The organism is Diaphorobacter sp. JS3051, from assembly GCF_015832135.1.
Lineage (GTDB): Bacteria > Pseudomonadota > Gammaproteobacteria > Burkholderiales > Burkholderiaceae_C > Diaphorobacter > Diaphorobacter nitroreducens.
This window is the reverse complement of sequence record NZ_CP065406.1, coordinates 4,272,951-4,293,763: the sequence shown is the minus strand read 5'-3', so window position 1 is coordinate 4,293,763 and position 20,813 is coordinate 4,272,951. Positions and strand designations below refer to the sequence as shown.

The 20,813-nt window shown below is 64.2% G+C and carries 20 protein-coding genes and 3 pseudogenes; 16 read left to right on the top strand and 7 right to left on the bottom strand.

Features of this window, described 5'->3' with window-relative positions; translation table 11 throughout:
- Positions 1–104 precede the first annotated feature (104 nt).
- A pseudogene (gene radC / locus I3K84_RS20450) lies at positions 105–610 on the top strand (DNA repair protein RadC).
- A gap of 284 nt (positions 611–894) precedes the next feature.
- A complete protein-coding gene (locus I3K84_RS20445; RefSeq protein ID WP_012249083.1) occupies positions 895–1,245 on the top strand; it encodes a DUF2958 domain-containing protein in 351 nt (116 codons plus the stop codon).
- A 61-nt stretch (positions 1,246–1,306) separates the two neighbouring features.
- Here I3K84_RS20445 and I3K84_RS20440 read toward each other — a convergent pair whose 3' ends face one another.
- Entirely contained in the window at positions 1,307–2,233 is a 927-nt protein-coding gene (locus I3K84_RS20440; protein WP_012249084.1) for a hypothetical protein, read from the bottom strand.
- Between the two features lie 710 nt (positions 2,234–2,943).
- On the opposite strand from I3K84_RS20440, the gene I3K84_RS20435 reads away from it, so the two are divergent.
- The 3 genes from I3K84_RS20435 to I3K84_RS20425 all read left to right on the top strand — a co-directional run bounded on the left by I3K84_RS20435 (position 2,944) and on the right by I3K84_RS20425 (position 6,183).
- On the top strand, positions 2,944–3,774 hold the full coding sequence (locus I3K84_RS20435; protein ID WP_187576135.1) for a DUF932 domain-containing protein: 831 nt from the start codon (positions 2,944–2,946) through the stop codon (positions 3,772–3,774).
- A gap of 65 nt (positions 3,775–3,839) precedes the next feature.
- On the top strand, positions 3,840–5,915 hold the full coding sequence (locus I3K84_RS20430) for a ParB/RepB/Spo0J family partition protein (protein WP_196995264.1): 2,076 nt from the start codon (positions 3,840–3,842) through the stop codon (positions 5,913–5,915).
- Positions 5,916–6,003: 88 nt separating this feature from the next.
- Positions 6,004–6,183 carry a hypothetical protein gene (locus I3K84_RS20425; protein ID WP_004355972.1) on the top strand — a complete coding sequence of 60 codons (180 nt, stop codon included), beginning with the start codon at positions 6,004–6,006 and terminating at the stop codon, positions 6,181–6,183.
- Between the two features lie 174 nt (positions 6,184–6,357).
- On the opposite strand, the gene I3K84_RS20420 is transcribed toward I3K84_RS20425, so the two are convergent.
- Positions 6,358–7,023: a hypothetical protein gene (locus I3K84_RS20420; RefSeq protein ID WP_004355974.1), complete on the bottom strand. Its 666-nt coding sequence runs from the start codon at positions 7,021–7,023 to the stop codon at positions 6,358–6,360.
- A gap of 892 nt (positions 7,024–7,915) precedes the next feature.
- On the opposite strand from I3K84_RS20420, the gene I3K84_RS20415 reads away from it, so the two are divergent.
- A complete protein-coding gene (locus tag I3K84_RS20415; protein WP_004355976.1) occupies positions 7,916–8,230 on the top strand; it encodes a DUF736 domain-containing protein in 315 nt (104 codons plus the stop codon).
- 105 nt (positions 8,231–8,335) lie between these two features.
- On the opposite strand, the gene I3K84_RS20410 is transcribed toward I3K84_RS20415, so the two are convergent.
- From I3K84_RS20410 to I3K84_RS20400, 3 genes are read right to left on the bottom strand one after another with little or no spacing between them, the layout of a single operon-like run.
- Positions 8,336–9,172: a macro domain-containing protein gene (locus tag I3K84_RS20410; RefSeq protein ID WP_004355978.1), complete on the bottom strand. Its 837-nt coding sequence runs from the start codon at positions 9,170–9,172 to the stop codon at positions 8,336–8,338.
- A 33-nt stretch (positions 9,173–9,205) separates the two neighbouring features.
- The gene (locus tag I3K84_RS20405; protein ID WP_004355979.1) at positions 9,206–9,769 is read right to left on the bottom strand and encodes a hypothetical protein; all 564 of its coding nucleotides are present in this window, start codon (positions 9,767–9,769) and stop codon (positions 9,206–9,208) included.
- 8 nt (positions 9,770–9,777) lie between these two features.
- Complete coding sequence (locus I3K84_RS20400; protein ID WP_004355982.1) at positions 9,778–10,068, bottom strand: helix-turn-helix domain-containing protein; 291 nt, start codon at positions 10,066–10,068, stop codon at positions 9,778–9,780.
- 243 nt (positions 10,069–10,311) lie between these two features.
- Here I3K84_RS20400 and I3K84_RS20395 point away from each other — a divergent pair, with 243 nt between their 5' ends.
- Positions 10,312–10,662: a DUF2958 domain-containing protein gene (locus I3K84_RS20395; RefSeq protein WP_196995263.1), complete on the top strand. Its 351-nt coding sequence runs from the start codon at positions 10,312–10,314 to the stop codon at positions 10,660–10,662.
- 309 nt (positions 10,663–10,971) lie between these two features.
- Positions 10,972–11,538 (top strand): annotated as a pseudogene (locus I3K84_RS20390) (transcriptional regulator domain-containing protein); the annotation flags it as partial.
- Here the strand turns inward: I3K84_RS20390 and I3K84_RS20385 are convergent.
- Positions 11,536–12,654 (bottom strand): IS630 family transposase, encoded by a 1,119-nt coding sequence (locus I3K84_RS20385; RefSeq protein ID WP_231403305.1) that lies wholly within the window; start codon positions 12,652–12,654, stop codon positions 11,536–11,538. The pseudogene I3K84_RS20390 and the gene I3K84_RS20385 sit on opposite strands and share 3 nt — an antisense overlap.
- A gap of 38 nt (positions 12,655–12,692) precedes the next feature.
- On the opposite strand from I3K84_RS20385, the pseudogene I3K84_RS20380 reads away from it, so the two are divergent.
- The 3 genes and pseudogenes from I3K84_RS20380 to I3K84_RS20370 form a co-directional block, all read left to right on the top strand.
- Positions 12,693–12,908 (top strand): annotated as a pseudogene (locus I3K84_RS20380) (DUF2285 domain-containing protein); the annotation flags it as partial.
- Between the two features lie 83 nt (positions 12,909–12,991).
- A complete protein-coding gene (locus tag I3K84_RS20375) occupies positions 12,992–13,273 on the top strand; it encodes an AlpA family transcriptional regulator (RefSeq protein WP_003107109.1) in 282 nt (93 codons plus the stop codon).
- 26 nt (positions 13,274–13,299) lie between these two features.
- Complete coding sequence (locus tag I3K84_RS20370; protein WP_196995262.1) at positions 13,300–14,157, top strand: replication initiator protein A; 858 nt, start codon at positions 13,300–13,302, stop codon at positions 14,155–14,157.
- A gap of 332 nt (positions 14,158–14,489) precedes the next feature.
- Here I3K84_RS20370 and I3K84_RS20365 read toward each other — a convergent pair whose 3' ends face one another.
- Positions 14,490–16,058: an IS1182 family transposase gene (locus I3K84_RS20365; RefSeq protein WP_196995261.1), complete on the bottom strand. Its 1,569-nt coding sequence runs from the start codon at positions 16,056–16,058 to the stop codon at positions 14,490–14,492.
- 167 nt (positions 16,059–16,225) lie between these two features.
- Here I3K84_RS20365 and parA point away from each other — a divergent pair, with 167 nt between their 5' ends.
- The 5 genes from parA to I3K84_RS20340 all read left to right on the top strand — a co-directional run bounded on the left by parA (position 16,226) and on the right by I3K84_RS20340 (position 20,705).
- Positions 16,226–16,864, top strand: a complete 639-nt coding sequence (gene parA, locus I3K84_RS20360) for a ParA family partition ATPase (RefSeq protein WP_196995260.1) — start codon at positions 16,226–16,228, stop codon at positions 16,862–16,864.
- A complete protein-coding gene (locus I3K84_RS20355; RefSeq protein ID WP_012249096.1) occupies positions 16,861–17,145 on the top strand; it encodes a hypothetical protein in 285 nt (94 codons plus the stop codon). Before parA ends, I3K84_RS20355 begins: the two co-directional genes overlap by 4 nt.
- Positions 17,142–17,681: a DUF2840 domain-containing protein gene (locus I3K84_RS20350; protein WP_187576137.1), complete on the top strand. Its 540-nt coding sequence runs from the start codon at positions 17,142–17,144 to the stop codon at positions 17,679–17,681. Before I3K84_RS20355 ends, I3K84_RS20350 begins: the two co-directional genes overlap by 4 nt.
- Positions 17,678–18,277 (top strand): S26 family signal peptidase, encoded by a 600-nt coding sequence (locus I3K84_RS20345; RefSeq protein ID WP_196995259.1) that lies wholly within the window; start codon positions 17,678–17,680, stop codon positions 18,275–18,277. The genes I3K84_RS20350 and I3K84_RS20345 overlap by 4 nt, the downstream gene beginning before the upstream one ends.
- A gap of 436 nt (positions 18,278–18,713) precedes the next feature.
- Positions 18,714–20,705 (top strand): relaxase/mobilization nuclease and DUF3363 domain-containing protein, encoded by a 1,992-nt coding sequence (locus tag I3K84_RS20340; RefSeq protein ID WP_196995258.1) that lies wholly within the window; start codon positions 18,714–18,716, stop codon positions 20,703–20,705.
- The last annotated feature ends 108 nt before the right edge of the window (positions 20,706–20,813 follow it).

Sequence of the window (20,813 nt, the reverse complement as noted above, 5' to 3'; positions counted from 1 at the left end):
TGCGCGCTTGCGTCCTGGCGGCCGTCTGCGACCCCTGACTGCTTGCGCTGCGCCGTGTTTCCCACGGTTCCGGGCAATTCCGCCCGAGTAACCGGAGCACGATCATGTCGCAACTTTCCCTCTCTCTCGATACTCCGCTAATGGTGCGCGATGGCCGTGGCCGCTATCGGCCGGCGGACGCCGACCAGATTCTGGAAGCTGCGCGTCAGGTCATCGAACAGAAGATGCAGCGCGGCGAGACGTTCACGTCGCCGGAGGCGGTGAAGGACTACCTGCGCGCCAAGCTGGCCGGCTACGAGCACGAAGTCTTTGCGATGCTGTTCCTCGACACGCGCCATCGGCTGATCGACTACGTGGAGATGTTCCACGGCACGATCGACTCGGCCGAGGTACATCCGCGCGAAGTAGTGAACAGGCGCTGCGGCTCAATGCGGCGGCGGTCATCATTTCGCACAATCACCCCAGCGGGAACCCCGAGCCGAGCGCGGCTGACAAAGCTCTGACCGCGCAGCTTCGGCAGGCGCTGGCGCTGGTGGAGGTTCGCACGCTGGATCACATCATCGTCGAGGGCAGCAGCACCACGTCATTCGCCGAATGCGGCCTGCTTTGACCCTCGGGGGCTTCGGCCCCCTTTTTTTGCTGCGCCCGGTGGCGCAGCTCCGGCCCTTGCGGGCCTGCGCGTGCTGCGCACTTGCCGAAAACCGGGGTGCGTGGAGGTGCGAGGGAGGCGGTCTTGCTGTTCCCTTCATCGTACCACGGCGTTCTCGCCTTCAAGGGCTGCGCGTGCTTGCACGCTTGCGTCCTGGCGGCCGTCGTTGACCCCTGACTGCTTGCGCTGCGTCGTGCCCCGGAAGGGTCGGGCAATTCCGCCCGGCATCCTTTCAGGAGTTCACCATGAACAACGCACTTATCACTGACGAGCAGCGCATCGTGCTACTGGCCAACGGCCGCGAATCCTTGGAGAACCCGGACTTCGATCCGGCCCCCGTGGTCAAGCTGTTCACGCCGGACGCCGGTGCGACCTGGCTGCTGACCGAGATTGATCCCGATGACCACGACCACGCCTTTGGCCTTTGCGACCTGGGCCTGGGGATGCCGGAAATCGGCTGGGTCAGTTTGGGCGAGCTGGCAACGGTGCGTGGCGGGCTGGGCCTGCCGATCGAGCGTGACCTGTCGTTCCGCGCCGAGAAGCGCTTGAGCGCTTATGCGCGCGATGCGCGGCTGGCCGGGCGGATCGTTGTCTAACCCGGCCCTGGGCGAATGGCCCAGCAGCGCATCCCATATCGGGATGCGCTTTACTACATCGTCAGCGAGGCCAGTCGTCGCTGCGAACACCTTCAAAGAAGCCAGGGCCGACTTCGATACGCAGTGAGGAGTGGCGGCGCAAGATCTTCTGCGCTATCTCGGGCGATGCGTAGTCCGTGAAGTCGAGGAGGTAGCCATAGACCATTTCACCGCTACTGCCGTCCAGCTCCATTGCTTCTACATCGGCGAGATTGCCAACCTCATGCAGTTCGAGGCCCAGCAGTTCGGCATAGGCTTGCGATACGCTGCGCGGCGGTGGCTCGCCATCGTAGTCGTCATCTCCCCAGTTCGTATCGAGTTCCGCTTTGGTGACTTGGCAGTCCACTGACCCAAAGCACTGGCTACCCAATCGATCCACTGTCAGGAAGCCTTCCACGTTCACTTTGTGGCCCGCGTAGGGGCGCTCAGTGTCGATTCCCAGGCCAACATGGCCATCCAGGTTGATTTCCAGCGAGCCGCCAACGGGTACGTTTTCAGACTCGACCTCGAAATCGAAATAGACCTCATCAATGCCATCGTAATTGGCGTTGGCCATCTCGCTGTTCACGTCATCGTCTTCGATGACCACCTGATCCACATGCTCACGCAAGTAGTTGTCGAAGTCCGCATGAGAGGCGTGAATGTGTGTACGAGGCGCCCGCTCTTTGAAGGCTGCGTCGATCAACTCGTGCAGTTGGCTTGGCGTGGGGGCCGCGCCAAGTTCGCTGGCGCGCTGATCGAGCTGGTCGTAGTCGACTACAACGTGGTGGACGTTGCCCAAATCCTGGGGTTCGACCGCGGCTACCTGCGCAGCCTGGTAGGCGGCAAGGCTCTTGTAGCCAAGTGCAGCAACGATGAGTTGCTGCGCGTGGCCAAGCTGCACAGGTGCGGCCACGGAAGCGCTGTTCTTGCGAACGGAATGGGCAAGGTCGGAAATGCCGATGGGCATACGATTCTCCTGATTTCAGCGCAGACCAATCGAGCGATTACTTGGCCTACGCCCAGGCGATATCGCATGGTGGTGGCAAGAAATACGGGGGAAAGCAGAACGCAGTCTTGATTGAGCCGCTCGAAGCTCAGGCGGACAGGGCCTTGCCCACATTGTCCGCGAAAAATCGACCAAAGACAAATTCCGCGATGCCCAAACTGCTGGGCGTCCCCGGCCACCTGGGAGATGGCCGGTCGCGCTGTCGTGCGCGTAGCGCATCGAGCCGCCTGCGGCGTCTCGCCCCTTCCGGGCTTCCATCGTTCCCTCGCTCCGCTCGGCTGACGCCTCCGGCCCGGCTTCCCGCTTCGGGCCTGCGCGCTTCGCTTGCCGTGCGGTCAGCGCAGGGGGAAGGCCGTTGCCATGTCCAGCCGTCTTCCCTGACTCCATCACCTTGTCCGCGACTGTAGCCCGCTCCCGTGTGCCATCAAGGCGCGCAGGGCCGTGTCCTCGGCTGCGCCTGCGGGCCGCACCAACCCTGCGCTTTTCTCCTTGACGGCCCCCGTCCGCGCGCTCCTGACCGTCGCGGGCGATGAACTCAGGAAAGACGGTGGCAACAGGGCCAACCGGGTTCCTCGTGCCGACCGCACCGAACAGCCGAAAGGCTGGGCTCCGAATCTAGGAATCCGGTGTGCGGTGTGAACAGCAAACCTCTTTTTGTCAGGAGAAAGACCATGCAACTCGCATCCCGTTTCGCTTCCCGCTCCCCCTCGCTGCGCAGCGACTACCCGCTGTCCGATGACCAGATTCACCGTGTAGCGCCGTCCATCTTCGCGGGTGCCCCGCATGAGAGCCGTTCGCAGCGATACGCCTATATCCCCACGGCGGCGGTGCTGACCGAACTTCGCAAGGAGGGGTTTCAGCCCTTCATGGTGACGCAAACCCGCGTGCGCGATGAAGGCAAGCGCGAGCACACGAAACACATGCTGCGCCTGCGCCATGCCAGCCAGATCAACGGCTCGGAAGCCAATGAAATCATCCTGCTGAACTCGCACGATGGCACGAGCAGCTATCAGATGCTGGCGGGCCAGTTCCGCTTTGTTTGCAGCAATGGCCTTGTCTGCGGTGACACCGTGGCCGATGTGCGCGTACCCCATAAGGGCGACGTGGCGGGCCAAGTCATCGAAGGCGCGTTCGAGGTGCTGCGCGGTTTCGAGCGTGTGAAGGAATCCCGCGACCTGATGCGCGGCATCACCTTGGACGATGGCGAGGCCGAAGTCTTCGCACGCGCCGCGCTGGCCCTCAAGTACGACCCCACCGACAACAAGCCCGCGCCCATCACCGAATCGCAAATCCTGATGCCGCGCCGGTTTGAAGACCGCCGCCCTGACCTGTGGAGCGTGTTCAACCGCACGCAGGAGAACTTGACCAAGGGCGGACTGTCCGGGCGCAGCGCCAACGGACGCCGCCAGCAGACCCGCCCTGTGCAGGGCATTGATTCCGATGTGCGCCTCAATCGCGCCCTCTGGATGCTGGCCGATGGCCTGCGCCAGTTGAAAGCCTGAACCGTTCCCCCGCCGGAGGGGCGGTTCCCCTCCATTCCCTTGTTTCACTCGATTGGAGATTCACCATGAACGCCACTACGCAAACCGAAGCCCGCGCCGTCAATGCCGCCGCCGCTGTCCCGCTGGAAGCCGCCGACCCGACCAAGAACCTGATTCTGGTTCCGCTGTCGCGGCTGGTGCTGCGCCCCACGGGCCGCAACGTGCGCAAGACCCCGCGCATGTCCATCCCCGAACTGGCCGCGAGCATCCAGCGCGTGGGCCTGCTGCAAAACCTGATCGTGATCGCATCCGCCGATGGCGAGCATTACGAGGTGGTCGCGGGTGGCCGTCGCCTCGCCGCGTTGAAGCTGCTGGCGAAGAAACACCGTATCGGCAAGGAATGGGAAGTGCCTTGCCTGCTGGTAGCCGATGGCACCGCCCGTACCGCCAGCCTCACCGAGAACGTGCAGCGCGAAGCCATGCACGCGGCAGACCAGTTCGAGGCGTTCGCCGCGCTGGTGGCCGAAGGTCGGCCCATCGAGGACATTGCGGCGGATTTCAGCGTGACGCCGCTGGTGGTGCAGCGCCGCTTGAAGCTGGCGAACGTCTCGCCGCGCCTGATGGCCGACTATCGCGCCGATGCCGTCACACTCGATCAATTGATGGCCCTTGCCATCACCGACGACCACGCCGCGCAGGAAAGCGCGTTCTACGATGCGCCGACTTGGCAGCGGCACCCGTCCAACTTGCGCGAACGCCTCACCGAGCGCGAGATTGACGCGAACCGGCACCCGCTGGTGCGATTCGTGGGACTGGATACCTACGAAGCCGCAGGCGGTGGCGTGCGCCGTGACCTGTTCGCGGAAGGTGACGCGGGCGTGTATCTGATCGATTCCGCGCTGCTGGACAAGCTGGCACAAGACCGGCTGGCGGGCATTGCCGCCGAGGTGAAGGCCGAGGGCTGGGCCTGGGTGGATGCCACGCCGGGCGTGACCCATGCCGACCTGCACGTCTTCCAGCGCGCACCGAGGGAACGGCGCGAGCCGTCCAAGCGCGAGGCGCAGCGCATCGAGCGGCTGCAGGAGAAGATGCGGGCCATCGGTGAAGCCGTGGATGCGGCGATGGATGCCGACGACGAGGATAAGGCCGACGCCTTGCAGGAGGAAGGCGAAGCCCTGGGCGAGCAGTTGCAGGCGCTGGAAGATAGTTTGCAAGGCTACGGCTCGAACGTGAAGGCTGCAGCCGGTGCCATCGTCACCATCGACCGTAATGGCGAGGCCGTCATTCATCGCGGCCTGATGCGCGAGGCTGAGGCCAAGGCATTGCGCACGCTGGAACGGCTGCGGCAAGGTTCCGGCGGCGAGGATGCCGATAACGATGACGAAGGCGAGGACGGAGACGACGACAGTCAGCCCAAGACCGCAGCCATGTCCGACCGGCTGGCGCAACGGTTGAGCGCCCATCGCACCGCCGCGCTGCAAATCGAAGTGGCCCGGCATCCGCAAGCGGCGCTGGCTGCCGTGGTGCATGGCATGGTGCAGACTGTCTTGCAGGGGAGCCATTACGGCCACAATCTGCCGCTGGGCGTGCGCCTCACGGTGCAAGACCGACTGGAAGGCATGGCCCCGGACTGGCCGCAATCGCTTGCCGCCGTGGCGCTGCGCGAACTGCAACAGGTGGCCGGTGAAGGCTTGCCGGAGGACAGCGCCGAACTGTTCGCCGTGCTGCTGGCGAAGCCGCAAGACGAGCTGGTACGCCTGCTGGCGGTATGCGTTGCCGCAACGGTGGACGTGGTGACGCCCCGCGCCACGACGCACCAACGCGGCGAGGAACTGGCGCAGGCCGTGGGCCTCGATATGGCCGCATGGTGGAAGCCAACCGCAGAAGGCTACTTCAAGCACGTTTCCAAGGCCGTGATTCTGGATGCCGTGGGCGAGTACGCGCCCGAGCAGGTCAACCGGCTGGCGAAGCTCAAGAAGGCCGACATTGCCAGCGAAGCCGAACGGCTGGCGGATGGCACGGGGTGGATGCCCGCCATCTTCAAGGTCGCAGGTCCGCAGCAGGCAACGCAGCAAGGCGCGCAGGAAGAAGGCCCGGAGCAGGACGCCCCGGAGGATGCAGAAGCAATGGCGGATGAACCCGCCGAGGCGCTGGCCGCTTGACCCGCGCCGAAGGGAAGCGCCCCGGCCCCGACCGAGGCGCTTCGCTAGAAGGAGAACCGCCACCCACACCACCACCAGCCGCCCGCGCATGGCGGCGATCTACGCCCCCGGCACGGTACGCGCCCGCCGCTGGCACGGCGAAGGCGACGTGTGCGGCTATCGTCCGCCCTCGGGCTGGACGGCATACGCCGACCTCACCGACATTCACCCCGTCACGGGCTGCGCCTTGGCGCGGGCCGTGTGGTGGATCATCGAGACGAAGGAATAGCCGCGATCAGCACCGCGCCCAGGCCGCTCCGTCCTGGGCGCGGTGGGCGCAAAAATCCGGGCGCGGCAGTGGCCGCGCCCGGTGTTCAAGGCCAACAGCCGAACGAGAACGCCGCTGCCTACGCTTATGCGCAGGCGGCGTTGGCGTATCACTTGAGATGCCTCGTTGCGTCCATCACACCTTGATCGGGCCAAACATCCCTGTGTAGATCAGCGTCTCCCAGACCTTTTTGATGCCTTGTCCAGTTTCCTGGCTTACGAACAGCGATGACCGGGCACCGTGAGGCGCACCCAGGAAATACGAGCGCATCGACTCCCAGGTCTCGGCGACTTGCGACCACGTCCAGCAGGGGACTTCCTTCTCCAGAAGCAGGGGGACAGCGACAGACAGCGGAATCATGTGGTCTGGGAAAAGTTCTTCCCAATGACACTTGACCAGAATGGGCGTCGTCTGCGGGTTGTAGAACTGCACATCCAGCTTTTCCGCCGTGATGTAGGCCGCGTGGTGGCGGGGAAGTGCCAGAACGGAATCTAAAACCTCTTGGCCATCACCATACGGGCAGGTGATGAATCCGTTGACGAAGAACCTCGTGTGATCCAGCCCCTTGTAGCCGCAACGATCGCTGGGGACGGTGACGGGATGGCGGCTATCGTGATTGCGCACCAGCGGATGCCACGAAGGGTATCGGTCAACGACTGGCCCCAGCCCGTCAGCTATGTCCTCTAGCGCCCTCCTGCTTCGCGCCCGCTGGGCCTCATCGGCGTCCCGGGGACGGGGGACAAGGTACTTCTCCACTTCCTCGTACCCGGCGCGTGCTGCTTCATCTGCTCGGAAGGTCATGATTCACCTCAGTTGGCTATGTTGTGCATGATGGTCGATATTTTTGCATGAAAATGATGTTTTGTGCGCCAAATATATTTGTTGCGCATATGGCAGAATGATGCTGCGACGCTCCTGGGCGTGTCGGTGCCTTGCACCGCCGGGCTTTGCGGGCTGCGCCCCGTGCCGTCTTTGTCGTCACGGCCATTCGGCTCCAATCCCTCACGCCTTCGCGCCTGCGGCGCTGCGCGCTCTACTTGCCTCCAGGGGAAAGCCCTGCGGGCTATCCCCGCCGCGCACAGCTTGGCGCCCCTCGATGCGGCCGAACCGGCTGCGCTGGATCGGCCCGACCAGCGCCCCGCGGCGAGGGGACGGGGTGCTGGTGAACACGCTGGCGCTTTCTCCGGCAGGTTGTGCGGATGCGTACCGTCCTCGACGCTGGCGGTTCCTGCCCATCACGTCACGAAGGACGGTTCACGGACAACCCGCCCGGCATCGCTATGGAGCTTCCACGCCACGCCTCAAAACCGGCGCCGCAAGGTGCGGCAGGGGCGTTCTCGCTTGTCGTTGGGGGAATGACCTGGCCCGCGTCAATGTGCGAGCCGGAGAAGCATTCGTGCGGGGATGTCGAGCCGGCCCTATCTCCTTTCGGAGCGGTTCGGCCCAAAGCATCCTTGTCTCGTTGTGAATCCTGGCGGTGGCGCGGCTGCGCCTCGGGCTTCGTGGCTGCAACCGTCCGGCGAAAACAATTTCCCCTCTGCTGCGCAGATTCCTCGCGGGACAAATTCTTTTCGCCTCCCGGCCCTCCACAGCGTTGCGGCCGCAAGCGGTGCAGCCCGCCCGTCCCCCGCCGGCCGGATCACAACAAGGACGCGATGGGCGCGAACCTTGTTCAACCGAAAGGAGATCCATCATGGCCAACATCGGCACCTTCACCACCGACAAAGACGGCTTCACCGGCACGCTTCGCACCCTGACGCTCAACGTCAAGGTCAAGCTGGTGCCCAACGACAAGGGGGACAACGAGAAGGCCCCGGACTTCCGCCTGCAGGCCGCCGGCCACGACATCGGCGCGGCGTGGAAGAAGACCAGCGAGGCCGGGCGGGAGTACATCTCCGTGACCCTCGACGATCCTTCGTTCCCGGCCACGGTCTATGCCCGCCTGATCGAAGGCGAGGGCGGCACGCACGATCTGATCTGGTCGCGCAGCAAGCCCCAGGCGGCGTGACCGCCGCAGCGTCCCGCCCACGCGGCGGGGCGCTGTGCTGCTGATGCAGTACCTGCCCAGACAGCACCCATGAGCAGCAGGTTCGCCCCGAACTCCTATTGGAGATTACACGCCGTTCCTGGCGGATTTAATATCGAGAAGATTGATCTGGTCAATCTTGTCTTCGTGAATCACGATGGTCAGCTTCGCGGGGTACTTGAATCGCATTTCGCTGATTCTGAACGTCCACAGCATTATCTTCAGGAGATCCTCGTCGGAGATGTTTTTGTGTCCCTTGATCCGCGTTATTCCCGAACCGAAGATCGTGGTAGATACGCTTTGCTGGGCGTAGATGTTGTTTACCTTGTCCCAGAAATTGATGAGAAACTCAAGGTACTCCGGCATTGTCAGCAGCGCCTTGTTGTTCTCGTCGAACTTGGAGAACGCGGTCAGGAGGTAGTCTTTGTATAGGCAGATTGTGCCAATCTGATACCTTTTCTTCTTCCCCTGTTTCCTGGCCTCGTTTTCATCCAGGACTTCGCTGTTATCAAAAGCGTATTCCTCGATGTGACGGTCTAGCTCGGAGAGCGGGACGCCGAGATGCTTCTGGATGAAAACGCCGTTGAGGGAAGTCTCCCCAATTATCTTGTTGTCCACCTGCGTATCGAAATATTCATTGAAGGCGATTGCCTTCAATCCAGGCTGCTGGAAAATATCGCCAGTCTTGATCGCGACATCGCTGCCCTCGACATTGATGTCGATACTGTTTAGGTTGTTCGACCAGAGCCATATCGCCAAGTAGGTGAGTGCCAGTATTGCCAAGAAAGCCAATCCAGCCTTCAGCTTCCACTCGGCAGGGACGTCAACAAAAATAACCACGAATGACAGCGTACCGCTGACGACAGCGGTGACCTCAAGGAATTTCTTGATGACCCGCTTGTCAAAAAAGTTGACCTTCACCATGACGTGGGCCGTTTGCTCCGACGTGCCAAATGATTATGGGTTGTACCTATAGATATCTGGGGTCTTCTTACTCCCAACCATGAATCCACCATCCTGCAAGGCACTCTTAATGAGCGCCTTGTCCATCGGAACATGAAGCGTAGGAACTTTGCTCATCGAATCCCGGAGCACCGGAAGATTTTCCCACAGGTTCTTGACAGCCTGCTTCAATGATCCACCGATAAGCAGGCTTTCCTTGGTGGAATATTCAGGGTAGACGACGATGACGGGTAGCCCCTGGTCGTTGATCCCGTAGTCGATTTCTTCTCGGAGGGCACGGGAGTTGGTCGTGATCGAACTCAATATGAGGATGATGTTCTTCGAGTTCCGAAGGCGTTCCCTAAGTCTCGGTTTCAGGGTGTATTCCCAATCGCTGCCATCACGGACACTGTATGTTTTATCGTGCGAATCGACGAAGGGGAACGTCGCATCAGCGCCTTTCCACATCCGCAGGACATTATAATACTGAAAATCTTTTGTCGCATTGGCGCCCAGCGAGCTGGGATTGAATGGCTCTGCAACATAAAAGGCGGTGTAGTTTCCATTTCTATATGCCATTGCGCTTCTCAATCTCCATCTGAATTCAATACCGCCTCAAGTTCACGGCGCACCTGCGCCAACAACTCCTCGGCCTTGCTCGTGCTGTCCCCGGCATAGGCCAGCGTCAGCAGCGTGAGCGGATGCACTTCCATGACCTTGCACAGCTCGGCCAGCTTGTTCAAGGTCGGGCTTTTAAGGTCGCGCTCAAGGGTGCTCATGTAGGTGCGGCTCGACACGTCCGAAAACGCTTCTTGGCTCAAGCCCCGCGCTTTTCTGACCGTCTTCAACGCCTTCGCCAATGAGTACCGAGCCGCCACCTATGGTTTCCCTTCGAAAACCAAGATGACAGCTTATTGCGCTCTATAGAGCTACAATCTATAGTGTTCATCTTATGTTATTTTCCGGTTTCGTGACTTTACGGAAATCCGCATCGGCGGGTTCCAGCAAAGCCACGCAAGCGCATCCGTGCTTGAGCACGAAGGCGCAAATCCGGTTTCGCGGTTCTGCGCTTCGGCGTGAAACCGCATCCGTGCATCATTGGACTTGTGGGATTTCCGACCATGCCCCAGCCACTTGCCACCGACTCGGAGCGTGCGCAACTGCTCGCCAACGGCGAGGCTCGTGCCGCCGGCCAGGCCATCGACCCGGTGCCCGTGGTGCGGCTGTTCACGCCGGACGCGCATGTGACCTGGCTGCTGGCCGCACTCGATCCCGCCGATGGCGACACCGCCTGGGGCCTCATCGACCTGGGAATCGGAATGCCGGCGCAAGGAACCGTCAAGCTGTCCGAGCTGGCTGGCATCGTCGGGCCGCATCAGCAGCCCGTGATGCGCGACCGCTACTTCCGGCCCACGCGCACGCTGTCGGAATACACCCGGCTGGCCGAGCGCGACGGGGCTATCCCGGACTGAACACAGCCTACTGTGACTTTTTCAGTCTGGTGTCATACCGGGCAGGTCTCAATCGAGATTCTTGCGGCGTAGCCGCGCCAGTCTGATCCAAACGGACATGATGCCTGACGCGGACTGCGGCAGGCTGGCCTGTACGGCGTCCCACGGGAGGGACGCTGCCGCCGCAGCATTGAGACGAATACCGCAACGCATCGGAGCCAGTCGGACTTGACAGCCCAACTATTCCCTTAACCCATTTCGTTCTGATGACACCGATGTAGCACGTAGTTCTTCCGTCGCGGCCAGTCCTGTTCGCAGGGAGGTTGCGTCATGGTCGATCGCAGCGCCGAGCACTGGTATCCGACTGCCGCGTATCTGTACGTGCTGCACTTGGACGACCTTGGGACGGCCTGGGAATATCTGCGCAGAAACCCCGATTACCGGCTCGACTGGCTGCGCCATCATCGCCGGCCGAAAGCCGCGCAGCAGGCGGCGCATCGCTGGGGCTTGCGCCTGCTGGAAGATCCGGCGTTGGATGCGCGCGACGCGCATCCAGCCTGGTTGCCCGGCCATGTGGCCGTGGTGCAGCTCTATCCCGACGCCGATCCGCCGCAGTATGCTCCCGCGTTCACGTTTTGGCGCATTGCCGGGCACAAGCAACTGCTCCATGACGGCAAAGGGCTGGCGCTGATGGCGCACAGCCCAGGTCATTGCCTGCGCTTCGCGCTGGCGCCCGGCCTGGAAGACGGGATGGCTGTCGCCTATGCCCGCCGCGGCGGCGCCGCCGCACCTGCGCGCAACCATGCGCTCGGCGCGGCCCTGGCTTCTGCGAAGCCCAGGCCGGCACCCGCCGCGCTGCTTGAGCTACACACCTTGCAGGCGCTCGACGCAACCCTAGTGTAGTGTTGCATTCTGTTTGGAACTTAATCGGCTATTGGCGCGGATGACCTTTTGCAGGATGTCGCGAGCGTTCTTGGTCCAGATGAACGGCTTGGGGTTGGTGTTGTGATGCGCGATGTACTCATCGATGGCCGAGACGAGTTCGGGCACGCTGGTGAACACCCCGCGGCGTAGCCGGTTCTCGGAGATGTCGCGAAAGAAGCGCTCGACCATGTTCAGCCACGATGCCGAGGTCGGCGTGAAGTGCATGTTGAATCTGGGGTGCTTGGCCAGCCACTCCTGCACAGCTGGATGCTTGTGCGTGGCGTAGTTGTCGGCGATCAGATGCAGCGTCTTGTCCTTGGGCGTCTCCCGATTGATTTGACGCAGGAACTTCAGCCACTCGATGTGGGTGTGGCGCTGCTGGCACTGGCCGATGACCTGACCGTTGAGCACGTTGAGCGCAGCGAACAAGGTGGTTGTGCCGTTGCGCTTGTAGTCGTGCGTCATGGTGGCCGCGCGCCCCTTCTTGAGCGGCAGCCCGGGCTGCGTTCGGTCCAGCGCCTGCACCTGGCTCTTTTCGTCGCAGCACAGCACCAGCGCATGCTCGGGCGGCGACATGTAAAGCCCCACGATGTCTTCGAGCTTTTGCACGAACTGCGGATCGCGCGAGACCTTGAAGCCGCGCACGATGTGAGGCTTGAGACCGTGGGCCTGCCAATGGCGCATCACGGTGCTGGCGCTGACGCCCAACTCAGCGGCCATCGTGCGCGTGCTCCAGTGCGTGGCCGCCTCGGGCTTGGTCTGTGTGGTTAGCTTCACAAGCTTGGCCACATCCACCTTCACCGGCGGTGCGCCGCGCGGCAAGTCGCGCTCGATACCTTGCAGCCCCAATTGCAGGTAGCGTTCACGCCAGCGCGCCACCTGCACGCGCCCAATGCCAAGCTGCTCGGCAATATCCTTGTTTTGCAGCCCCTGCGCGGCCAGCAGCACGATCTGGGCGCGCTGGGCCAATCTGACGCTGGTGCGCTTGGAGCGCGCCAGCCGGCTCAGCTCGCTTTCCTCTTCATCCGTCAACACAATCGTCGGGGCAACTCGCAATTTTTCACTCCAATGCAAACCGTAGTAGAGCATTGGAGCGTGGTTGCTCAATTAAGTTTCATTAAGAATCAAACACTACACTAGCGGGTGCGTCCTTGCGCGAGGTGGCCGAAGGCTTGTTCGGCGGCGATGCCGCAGCCGATTGGTACAGCGACGGCGGCCTGCGCTCCAAGGTACGCCGCTTGGTACGGCGCGGCGATGCGCTGATGCGCGGCGGCTATCGCCGCCTAGCACAGCTTCCGCCGCTTGAGAAGGGTCGTTTTGAGGACGACGCAAAACGGCCCTGAGCAGGACAGCTTGGTTTTCTGAGACTGCCTCCATCCGGTTGCGCTGTGTGGCCGGAGCTTTGAAAGCTATGGAGGTTCACACCATGCGTCCCGCTCCTTTGCGGCCTGCCGCCACTGTCTCGACCGCTGCCGCGCAGCCCCAACGCTATCTCACCAACGACGAAGCCGCCGAGTACCTGCGGCTGTCGCCGCGCACGCTGGAAAAGCAGCGCGTGATCGGTGGTGGTCCGCGCTTTCGCAAGTTCGGCCGGCGCGTCATGTACGCCGTGGCCGACCTCGATGCCTGGGCCGCCGATCGCAGCTTCGAGACGACTTCCGATCCCGAGTACGCCGAGCACCACTCGGCCGACAGCCGTGCGCGCTGATCGGCGGCGCGCGGCAGGCCATCACCATGTCCAGCTCCGCGCTGCCGTTCCGGCAGCGGTCGTTGCAGGAGCGCGAACAGCTCGACCTGTTCCGCGCCTTGCCCGGCGACATGGCGCCGCGCGACAGCCAGGACTTGATGGCCTATCCGTTCTTCTCGCTCGGCAAGTCCAAGCGGGTCAAACCCATCGACTTCCGCGCGGGCAACGTGACGATCCGCGTAGAGGGCACGCAGGAGCACGGCATCGCCACGATTTGGGATGCGGACGTGCTGATATGGGCGGCCTCGCAGATCGTGGAAGCGAAGGACGCGGGCCTGCGCCCGTCGCGGCTGATGCGCGCGACGCCCTACGAGATCCTGCGCTTCATCGGGCGCGGCAAGTCGCTGCGCGACTACCAGCGCCTCAAAGCGGCCTTGGATCGCCTGCAATCGACCACGGTGGCCACGTCCATCCGCGAGACAACCGGGCGACGCCTGCACCGCTTCTCGTGGATCAACGAATGGAAGGAACTGGCCGATGCCAGCGGCACGCCGCTGGGCATCGAGCTGATCTTGCCGGACTGGTTCTATACGGGCGTGCTGGATGCCGCCCTGGTGCTGACCATCGACCCGGCGTATTTCCGGCTGACCGGCGGCATCGAGCGATGGCTGTACCGGCTGGTGCGCAAGCACGGCGGCAAGCAGGCATACGGCTGGCAGTTCGATTTCCGCTACCTGCACCAGAAATCCGGCAGCACCGCCAAGCCCTACGACTTCGCCTGCGACCTGCGCACGCTTGTCGCGCGGCAGTCGCTGCCCGGTTACGTTCTGGGCATCGAGCGGATGCCGGACAGCGGCGCCGAGCTGCTGACCTTCCGGCCCGTGCCGCATACGGCACGGGGATAACTCCGGGAGAGCCTGTGAATCGTGTCGTGCTATCAGGCGTGCGGGGTATCGTGCTATCAGGCGTGGGACTATCGTGCTATCAGGCGTGCCAATCGGCCGCAAACCCGCGCCAGCACTGGGTTTCCGCGCCCTCTAACTTCCCTAACTTAATTTCTCTAACGAGGTTGTTAAATAACCCCGCCGGTGATCGAAGAGATAGCAACCGGCATGCCCATGAGTTCGAGCTTGCTGGAGCATATCTGCAAACCAGTGCTCAGCACAAAAAAGCTTCGCAGCGCAAGACAGCGCAGGCACAACGCGAATGCACGAGGGATGTCGCGCAAGAAAGGCCTTCAGGCCTTTTTCCAGCCACTGGCGGCGAGCTTCTCGATGTTGTGGACCATGCAGTACAGATGCCACTGCGTGTTGACCTTGTCGCGGCCACGCAGATTGAAGCGCGAGAAGCCCTTGTTGTGCCGCAGATTGGCGAACACCGGCTCCACCGTGCCGATGCGCCGGCTGTACAGGGCCCTGCCACCCGGCGTGTCGATAGCTTGACGCATGAGATCGATGGCGCGCACTTGATTGGCCTTGTCCTTCTTGGCAGCTATCCGGCGGGTGGTCTCTCGACTGACTCTGATGGAGCGCGGTGTGGTTTGACCAGGGTCTCGCAGGCACAACGAGCGGAGCTCGCAAGCTGCACAGTCCGTCATGTCAGCCTTGAAGAACCGATGGCTTTTCCCCTCGCCGTAGCGATAGACGCGCCCCGTGCCCACAAGCTTCTTTCCGGCGGGGCAGATGCAGATGCGTGGATTCTTCAACTGGAAGTCGCTCACATCAAAGCGCTTTGGAACTGGGCCAGCCCCGGGGGCCATCTTGTTGTGCAGCGTTGGAGTGGCGGGCTTGAAACGTCCTTGGCCGGCCAGCCTCTCGTCGCGCTTGCGCATCTGCTTGTCGGCAATCAGGGCGGCAATGTTCAGCCGTGCCAACTCATTGACGTTGTCTTTGCTGTGGTAGCCCGCATCGGCCACGATCACGGTGTCTGGCTGCAGATAGGTACTGGTCTGCTCGATCATGGGCAGCAGCATGTCGTGCTCGGAGACCGAGCCCACGACATTGGCCGCGAGGATCACCTGGTGCTGCGCATCGACGGCCGCTTGTGCGGCATAGCCCTGGATGACGCCTTTGCCGGTGGCCATCTTGCCGCTGTCCGGGTCGGTGACGTTGGTCTTGATCTCGGTGCCCTTGCGATTGGGCATCTCCGAAGAGACTGCGACGAATTCCCGGGTGCGCGCGGCCTCCTGGCGCAGAGCATTCACGCGTGCCTGACGGCGAGCATCCATCTGATCTTCCGGCGCGCAAAAGTCTTGACCACGGTGCATCTCGACGATCTTGTCGGCGGCACGTTCGAGACGCCGCGCACGCTGAAGCAGCTCCTCGAAGGTTCCGCTGCGCTCCTTGCTGGCGTTGCTGGGCAGCTTCACACCGTCGATGGCGAAGAGATCGCCACCGATCAGGCCTTGTGCGTCGCAGGTCATCAGTACCTGGGCAAACAAGGACTTGATCTGCTCTCCCATGCCGCTGACGAACTTGGCGATGTGCGCGTGGCTGGGCTGGCTGTTGCCGCTCAGGGCAATGAACTGGACGTTGTGCAGGCAGGCCCGCGCGATGGCCCGGCTGGAGATCATGCCCTGGCTGTAGGCGTACAGCACGATCTTGAGCATCACGCGCGGGTCATACGCGCTGGCGCCCACCTCGTCGTTGCGAAACCGGGCATCCAGCTCGGACAGATCGAGTTCGTGCTCGACCAGGTAGTCCAGCGCGAAGGCGAAGCTGCCGGGAACGATCTGCTCGGAAAGGATCACCGGCAGGAACAGGCCATTGCGATCTTGGGGTTTGTAGCGGGCCATGGCGTGCTGCATGTAGGGGGCTCCAAACACAACGGCCTGCGGCTCCCATGGGCTGACGGGCACGAGAGTTTTTTTACAGCCTCAACTTTTAGTAAGGAAGCGCCGCTGCGGTGGATAACCGCCACGCGGCCACCAACGCAGCAGCAACAGCCGGGCTTTCCAACACGGAGGGCCAGGCCATGATCGTCGCGCTGCTCAACCAGAAAGGCGGCGTGGGCAAGACCACGCTCGCCACCCACATCGCTGGCGAACTGGCAATGCGCGGCCAGCACGTCGTGCTGCTGGACGCCGACCCGCAGGGGTCATCGCTGGACTGGACGCAGCGCAGAAGCCAGCAAGGCTTGCCACGGCTTTTCAGCGCCGTGGGCCTCGCACGCGAAACGCTGCATCAGGAAGCCCCGGAGCTGGCACGCCGCGCCGATCACGTCGTCATCGACGGCCCACCGCGCATCGCCGCCTTGGCGCGCTCCGCGCTGCTGGCGGCCGAGCGCGTGCTGATCCCGGTGCAGCCCAGCCCCTACGACCTGTGGGCCAGCGCCGAGATGGTGGTGCTGATCCGCGAGGCGCAAGTCTTTCGGCCTGCGCTGCGCGCGGCCTTCGTCATCAACCGGCGCGTCAGTACCACCGTGATAGGGCGCGAAGCGCGCCAGGCGCTCGCCGACCAGCCGCTTCCTGCGCTGCGCGCGGAAGTGCATCAGCGCATCGTGTTCGCCGACAGCGTGGCCGCTGGCCGGCTTGCACGCGAGACGGCACCGGACAGCGCCGCCGCGCGGGAAATCACCGCGCTGGTGGACGAACTGCTGCGGTGGACGACATGACAGCGAAGTCACCACCGAACAGCAAACGTGCGGCAAAGCGCGTCGGCATCGGCGCGCGTCCGCCCGCGAATCCGCACGCCGAGGCGTGGATTCGGCAAGGCGACGCCGATGCGCTGGGCAAGGGCGACCTCTACACCGCCCGCCTCACGCTCGACATCACGCCCGCCATGCGGGCGCGCATCAAGGTATCGGCCTTCACGCAAGGCGTGACCGTGGCCGATCTGCTGCGCGGCCTGCTGGAGCGAGAGTTTCCCGAGAACCGCAGGGAGAACACACCATGACCGCATCCACTGCACCAGTCACCGCGCCTGCCGCTGTCGCGGCCGCGCCTGTAGCGCCTTCCAGCCAGCCCGCCAGCGCGCCGCTGACGCGCGTGGCGCTGGCCTACATCGAGGCCCGTTTCAAGCTCTACCTGCGCTTCGGCGAACCCACGCGCGCGCACCAGCTCGACCGCTGGCGGCGCAGTGCGGTGTTCCTGCCGGGCGCTGTGTTCTGCCGCATCCGCTGGCAGGCCAACGACTACGGCACCGTGCGCTGGCAGCTCATGGTGATGCAAGCCTGCACCCCGCTGGACGAGGCGCAGCGCATCCCCGGCGTGCAGCCGGGCGCGCGCCTGCTGCTGCACGCCGAAGGCGACGGGCAAGTGCGCGCCGTGCTGGAACGCATCGACGCCATCGAGGCGCTGGGCATCGCGCCTGTCGCCGTTTCGCCCGCGTACTGGCGCACGCTCGCCAACCGGCTCGCCGCGCGCCTGCCGCTGCCCGAATACACCGCCGAGCGGCACGCCGCCTGGCTGACCGGGAGGGCGCTGCCATGACCGCCGTTTCCACTGGCGGCACCGCGCCGCGTCCTCGCTCGCACGCCCGCTCACGCTTGCGCGCTCGCATCGTGCTCGCTGGCTTCGCCGCCTGCGGCCTCGCTGCGCTGGCCTGGGCTTCGTTCGTGCAGCCGCTGCCGCGCCTGATCTATAACCCGTCCGACAGCGTGGCCGTCGGCTGGTATCGCGTCGATCCGCTGCACCATCGGCCCGGCTCGCTGCCACGTCCGTCGTCCGTGGGCAGCATCGTCCTGACCACGCTGCCGCCAGAAGCCGCCGCGCTGGCCGCGCAGCGCGGCTACCTGCCGGCGCGCGTGCCACTGCTCAAGCGCGTGGGTGCGGTCGCGCCACAGCAGGTTTGCGTTTTCGATGCGCTGGTGTGGATCGACGGCGTTCCTGTGGCCGCCGTGCGGCCCGCCGACCGACTGGGCCGTCCGCTGCCATCCTGGCCGCAGTGCCGGCAGCTTCGGCCTGGCGAACTGTTCCTTCTCAGTGTGACCAATCCGGCGTCGTTCGACAGCCGATATTTCGGGCCGGTCAGCGCATCCGCCGTGATCGGCGTCGCGCGCCCGATCTGGCTGGAGGCCCGCCCATGATGGCCGCCGATTCGCTGCACGTTGCCGTGCATCTCATCGTGCCATCGGGCGTGCCGATCCGGTGGCTTTCCGCATGTCGTCGCGTGTGCAGTGCGAGCGCATCCGCGCTGCACTTCGCGCTGCCTTCCCATGTGCAGGCGTCTTGCCTCGAATGCGCCCGGCCTATGGCCGTCGCCGCGTTCGCCGGCGCGCTGGCTGCTCGCGCAGTAGCGCCGCCGGGCAACCGCTGCCCGAAGCGCCAGCGAGGGGCAAAGGCGGAAGGCAAGACAAAAGGACGCGGCACCGGGCCGCGTCGAAAGCCAGTCTGCACATGGGGGTGGCGCGGCACACAGCGGCTTCGCCGCCGTGCCGCTTGTGGCGCGAGGCCCGCGCCAATGCGGGTGTGTCCGCGTGCTTTGCACGACCGGACACGCCAGAGCTTGCAGGGAGCACAGCCATGAGTGACCGCCGAGACGACGATTTCCGTATCCGCCCGAACCCTCCAAAGGCCCCGATGAACCGGGGCCAGGGCTTCGTCTCGAAGGTGCTCAAGCAGGCGGGCAAGGCCAGCGGCGGCAAATCGGCGATGCGCCGTCCTCGCACTGGCGGCAACGGACAGCACTCCGGCCAGCGGCCCGGCTCGCGCCTCGGGCGCGGCCACACGGCGGCGCGCTTCGCGGGCGCGAAGCTCACTCCCATGTCGCGGCGCGTAACCATCAAGACGCTGCTGGTCAATCAGCGCCAGGCCAGCCCGCAGTCGCTCGCCAAGCACCTTCGCTACATCGAGCGCGATGGCGTAGGCCGCGAAGGCGAGCCTGGCCAAGCCTACGGGCCACAGACCGATGCTGCCGACCTCGACGTCTTCACGGAGGGCTGCGCCGACGACCGGCACCATTTCCGCTTCATCCTCTCGCCTGAGGATGGCGCGGAGCTGGAAGACCTGCGCACCTATACGCGGCACCTCATGGGTCGCATGGAGGCCGACCTGGGCACGGGCCTCGATTGGGTAGCCGTCAACCACTGGAACACCGACAACCCGCACACGCACATCGTCGTGCGTGGGCGCGACGACACCGGCAAAGACCTCATCATCGCGGGCGACTACATCGCCGATGGCTTCCGCCATCGCGCTGCTGAGCTGGCGACCGAATGGCTGGGGCCGCGCACGGAGCTCGAAATCCAGCAGACCTTGCAGCGCGAGGTGGAACAAGAGCGGTGGACGAGCCTGGATCGCACCCTGCAACGCGAGGCCGGCGAGGACGGCCGAGTGCAGATCGAACGCTTCAACGAACCGCGGCTGCAACGCCAGCGCCTGTTGCTGATCGGCCGCCTGCAACGCTTGCAGCGCCTGGGCCTGGCCGGCGAGATGCAGCCCGGCACATGGGCTGTCCATGCCGACGCGGAAAAGACCCTGCGCGCCCTGGGCGAGCGTGGCGACATCATCCGCACCATGCAACGGGCCATGCGCGGCGAGCCGCGTGAGCTGGCGGTATTCGAGCCGGGCGACGACGGCCGCACCATCCTCGGCCGCGTAGCCGCGAAGGGGCTGGCCGACGAGCTGCGCGATCGGGGCTATCTGGTCATCGACGGCGTGGACGGCAAGGCCCACTACGTCGCGCTCAACGCCCACGACGAGCTGGCGAACTATCCGACCGGCGCCGTGGTGGAGGTGAAGGGATCGGCCGACGTGCGCGCAGCCGACAGGAACATCACCGCACTGGCGAGCGGTGGCCTGTACCGCACTGACCATCATCTGGCCGTCGCGCAGGGTCAGGCTGTGCCGGGTCGTGATCCGCACGAAGTCGTCGCGGCCCACGTCCGCCGGCTGGAAGCCCTGCGCCGGGCCGGCATTGTGGAGCGCGTGGCCGAAGGTCTATGGAAGGTGCCGCACGATCTGCCGGAGCAGGGCCGCCGCTACGACGCGCAGCGCCTGGGCGGCGTGGCCGTGGAACTGAAATCGCACCTGCCTATCGAGCGGCAGGCCCGCGTGATCGGGGCCACTTGGCTCGACCAGCAACTGATCGGCGGCGGCTCTGGCCTGGGCGACCTGGGCTTCGGCAGCGAGGCCAAACAGGCGATGCAGCAGCGCGCCGACTTCCTGGCCGAACAGGGGCTGGTCGAGCGGCGCGGGCAGCGCGTAATCCTAGCCCGGAACCTGTTGGGCACGCTGCGCAATCGGGAATTGGCGCAGGCCGCCAAGGACATTGCCGCCGAATCCGGCTTGGAGCACCGTCCGGTGGCCGACGGCCAGCGCGTGGCCGGTATCTACCGGCGCAGCATCATGCTCGCCAGCGGGCGCTACGCGATGCTCGATGACGGCATGGGGTTCAGCTTGGTGCCGTGGAAGCCAGTGATCGAACAGCGGCTGGGCCAGCAGCTCGCGGCCACAGTGCGCGGTGGCGGGGTGTCTTGGGAGATTGGGCGCGCACGCGGGCCTGCTATCAGTTGAGGCGGTAAACAAAACGCAGCTAGCAACACGATACGGAGGGCTTGCACACCTTCCGATCAAGAAAACATCGAGCGAGCACGGAGGTCATCCGCTCGTTCCGCACTTGAC

Excerpts from the sequence above, each read along its gene's own strand:
- I3K84_RS20445 (WP_012249083.1), top strand. The coding sequence starts at position 895 with ATGAACAACGCACTTATCACTGACGAGCAGCGCATCGTGCTACTGGCC.
- I3K84_RS20440 (WP_012249084.1), bottom strand. The coding sequence starts at position 2,233 with ATGCCCATCGGCATTTCCGACCTTGCCCATTCCGTTCGCAAGAACAGC.
- I3K84_RS20435 (WP_187576135.1), top strand. The coding sequence starts at position 2,944 with ATGCAACTCGCATCCCGTTTCGCTTCCCGCTCCCCCTCGCTGCGCAGC.
- I3K84_RS20430 (WP_196995264.1), top strand. The coding sequence starts at position 3,840 with ATGAACGCCACTACGCAAACCGAAGCCCGCGCCGTCAATGCCGCCGCC.
- I3K84_RS20425 (WP_004355972.1), top strand. The coding sequence starts at position 6,004 with ATGGCGGCGATCTACGCCCCCGGCACGGTACGCGCCCGCCGCTGGCAC.
- I3K84_RS20420 (WP_004355974.1), bottom strand. The coding sequence starts at position 7,023 with ATGACCTTCCGAGCAGATGAAGCAGCACGCGCCGGGTACGAGGAAGTG.
- I3K84_RS20415 (WP_004355976.1), top strand. The coding sequence starts at position 7,916 with ATGGCCAACATCGGCACCTTCACCACCGACAAAGACGGCTTCACCGGC.
- I3K84_RS20410 (WP_004355978.1), bottom strand. The coding sequence starts at position 9,172 with ATGGTGAAGGTCAACTTTTTTGACAAGCGGGTCATCAAGAAATTCCTT.
- I3K84_RS20405 (WP_004355979.1), bottom strand. The coding sequence starts at position 9,769 with ATGGCATATAGAAATGGAAACTACACCGCCTTTTATGTTGCAGAGCCA.
- I3K84_RS20395 (WP_196995263.1), top strand. The coding sequence starts at position 10,312 with ATGCCCCAGCCACTTGCCACCGACTCGGAGCGTGCGCAACTGCTCGCC.
- I3K84_RS20385 (WP_231403305.1), bottom strand. The coding sequence starts at position 12,654 with ATGCTCTACTACGGTTTGCATTGGAGTGAAAAATTGCGAGTTGCCCCG.
- I3K84_RS20375 (WP_003107109.1), top strand. The coding sequence starts at position 12,992 with ATGCGTCCCGCTCCTTTGCGGCCTGCCGCCACTGTCTCGACCGCTGCC.
- I3K84_RS20370 (WP_196995262.1), top strand. The coding sequence starts at position 13,300 with ATGTCCAGCTCCGCGCTGCCGTTCCGGCAGCGGTCGTTGCAGGAGCGC.
- I3K84_RS20365 (WP_196995261.1), bottom strand. The coding sequence starts at position 16,058 with ATGCAGCACGCCATGGCCCGCTACAAACCCCAAGATCGCAATGGCCTG.
- parA (WP_196995260.1), top strand. The coding sequence starts at position 16,226 with ATGATCGTCGCGCTGCTCAACCAGAAAGGCGGCGTGGGCAAGACCACG.
- I3K84_RS20355 (WP_012249096.1), top strand. The coding sequence starts at position 16,861 with ATGACAGCGAAGTCACCACCGAACAGCAAACGTGCGGCAAAGCGCGTC.
- I3K84_RS20350 (WP_187576137.1), top strand. The coding sequence starts at position 17,142 with ATGACCGCATCCACTGCACCAGTCACCGCGCCTGCCGCTGTCGCGGCC.
- I3K84_RS20345 (WP_196995259.1), top strand. The coding sequence starts at position 17,678 with ATGACCGCCGTTTCCACTGGCGGCACCGCGCCGCGTCCTCGCTCGCAC.
- I3K84_RS20340 (WP_196995258.1), top strand. The coding sequence starts at position 18,714 with ATGAGTGACCGCCGAGACGACGATTTCCGTATCCGCCCGAACCCTCCA.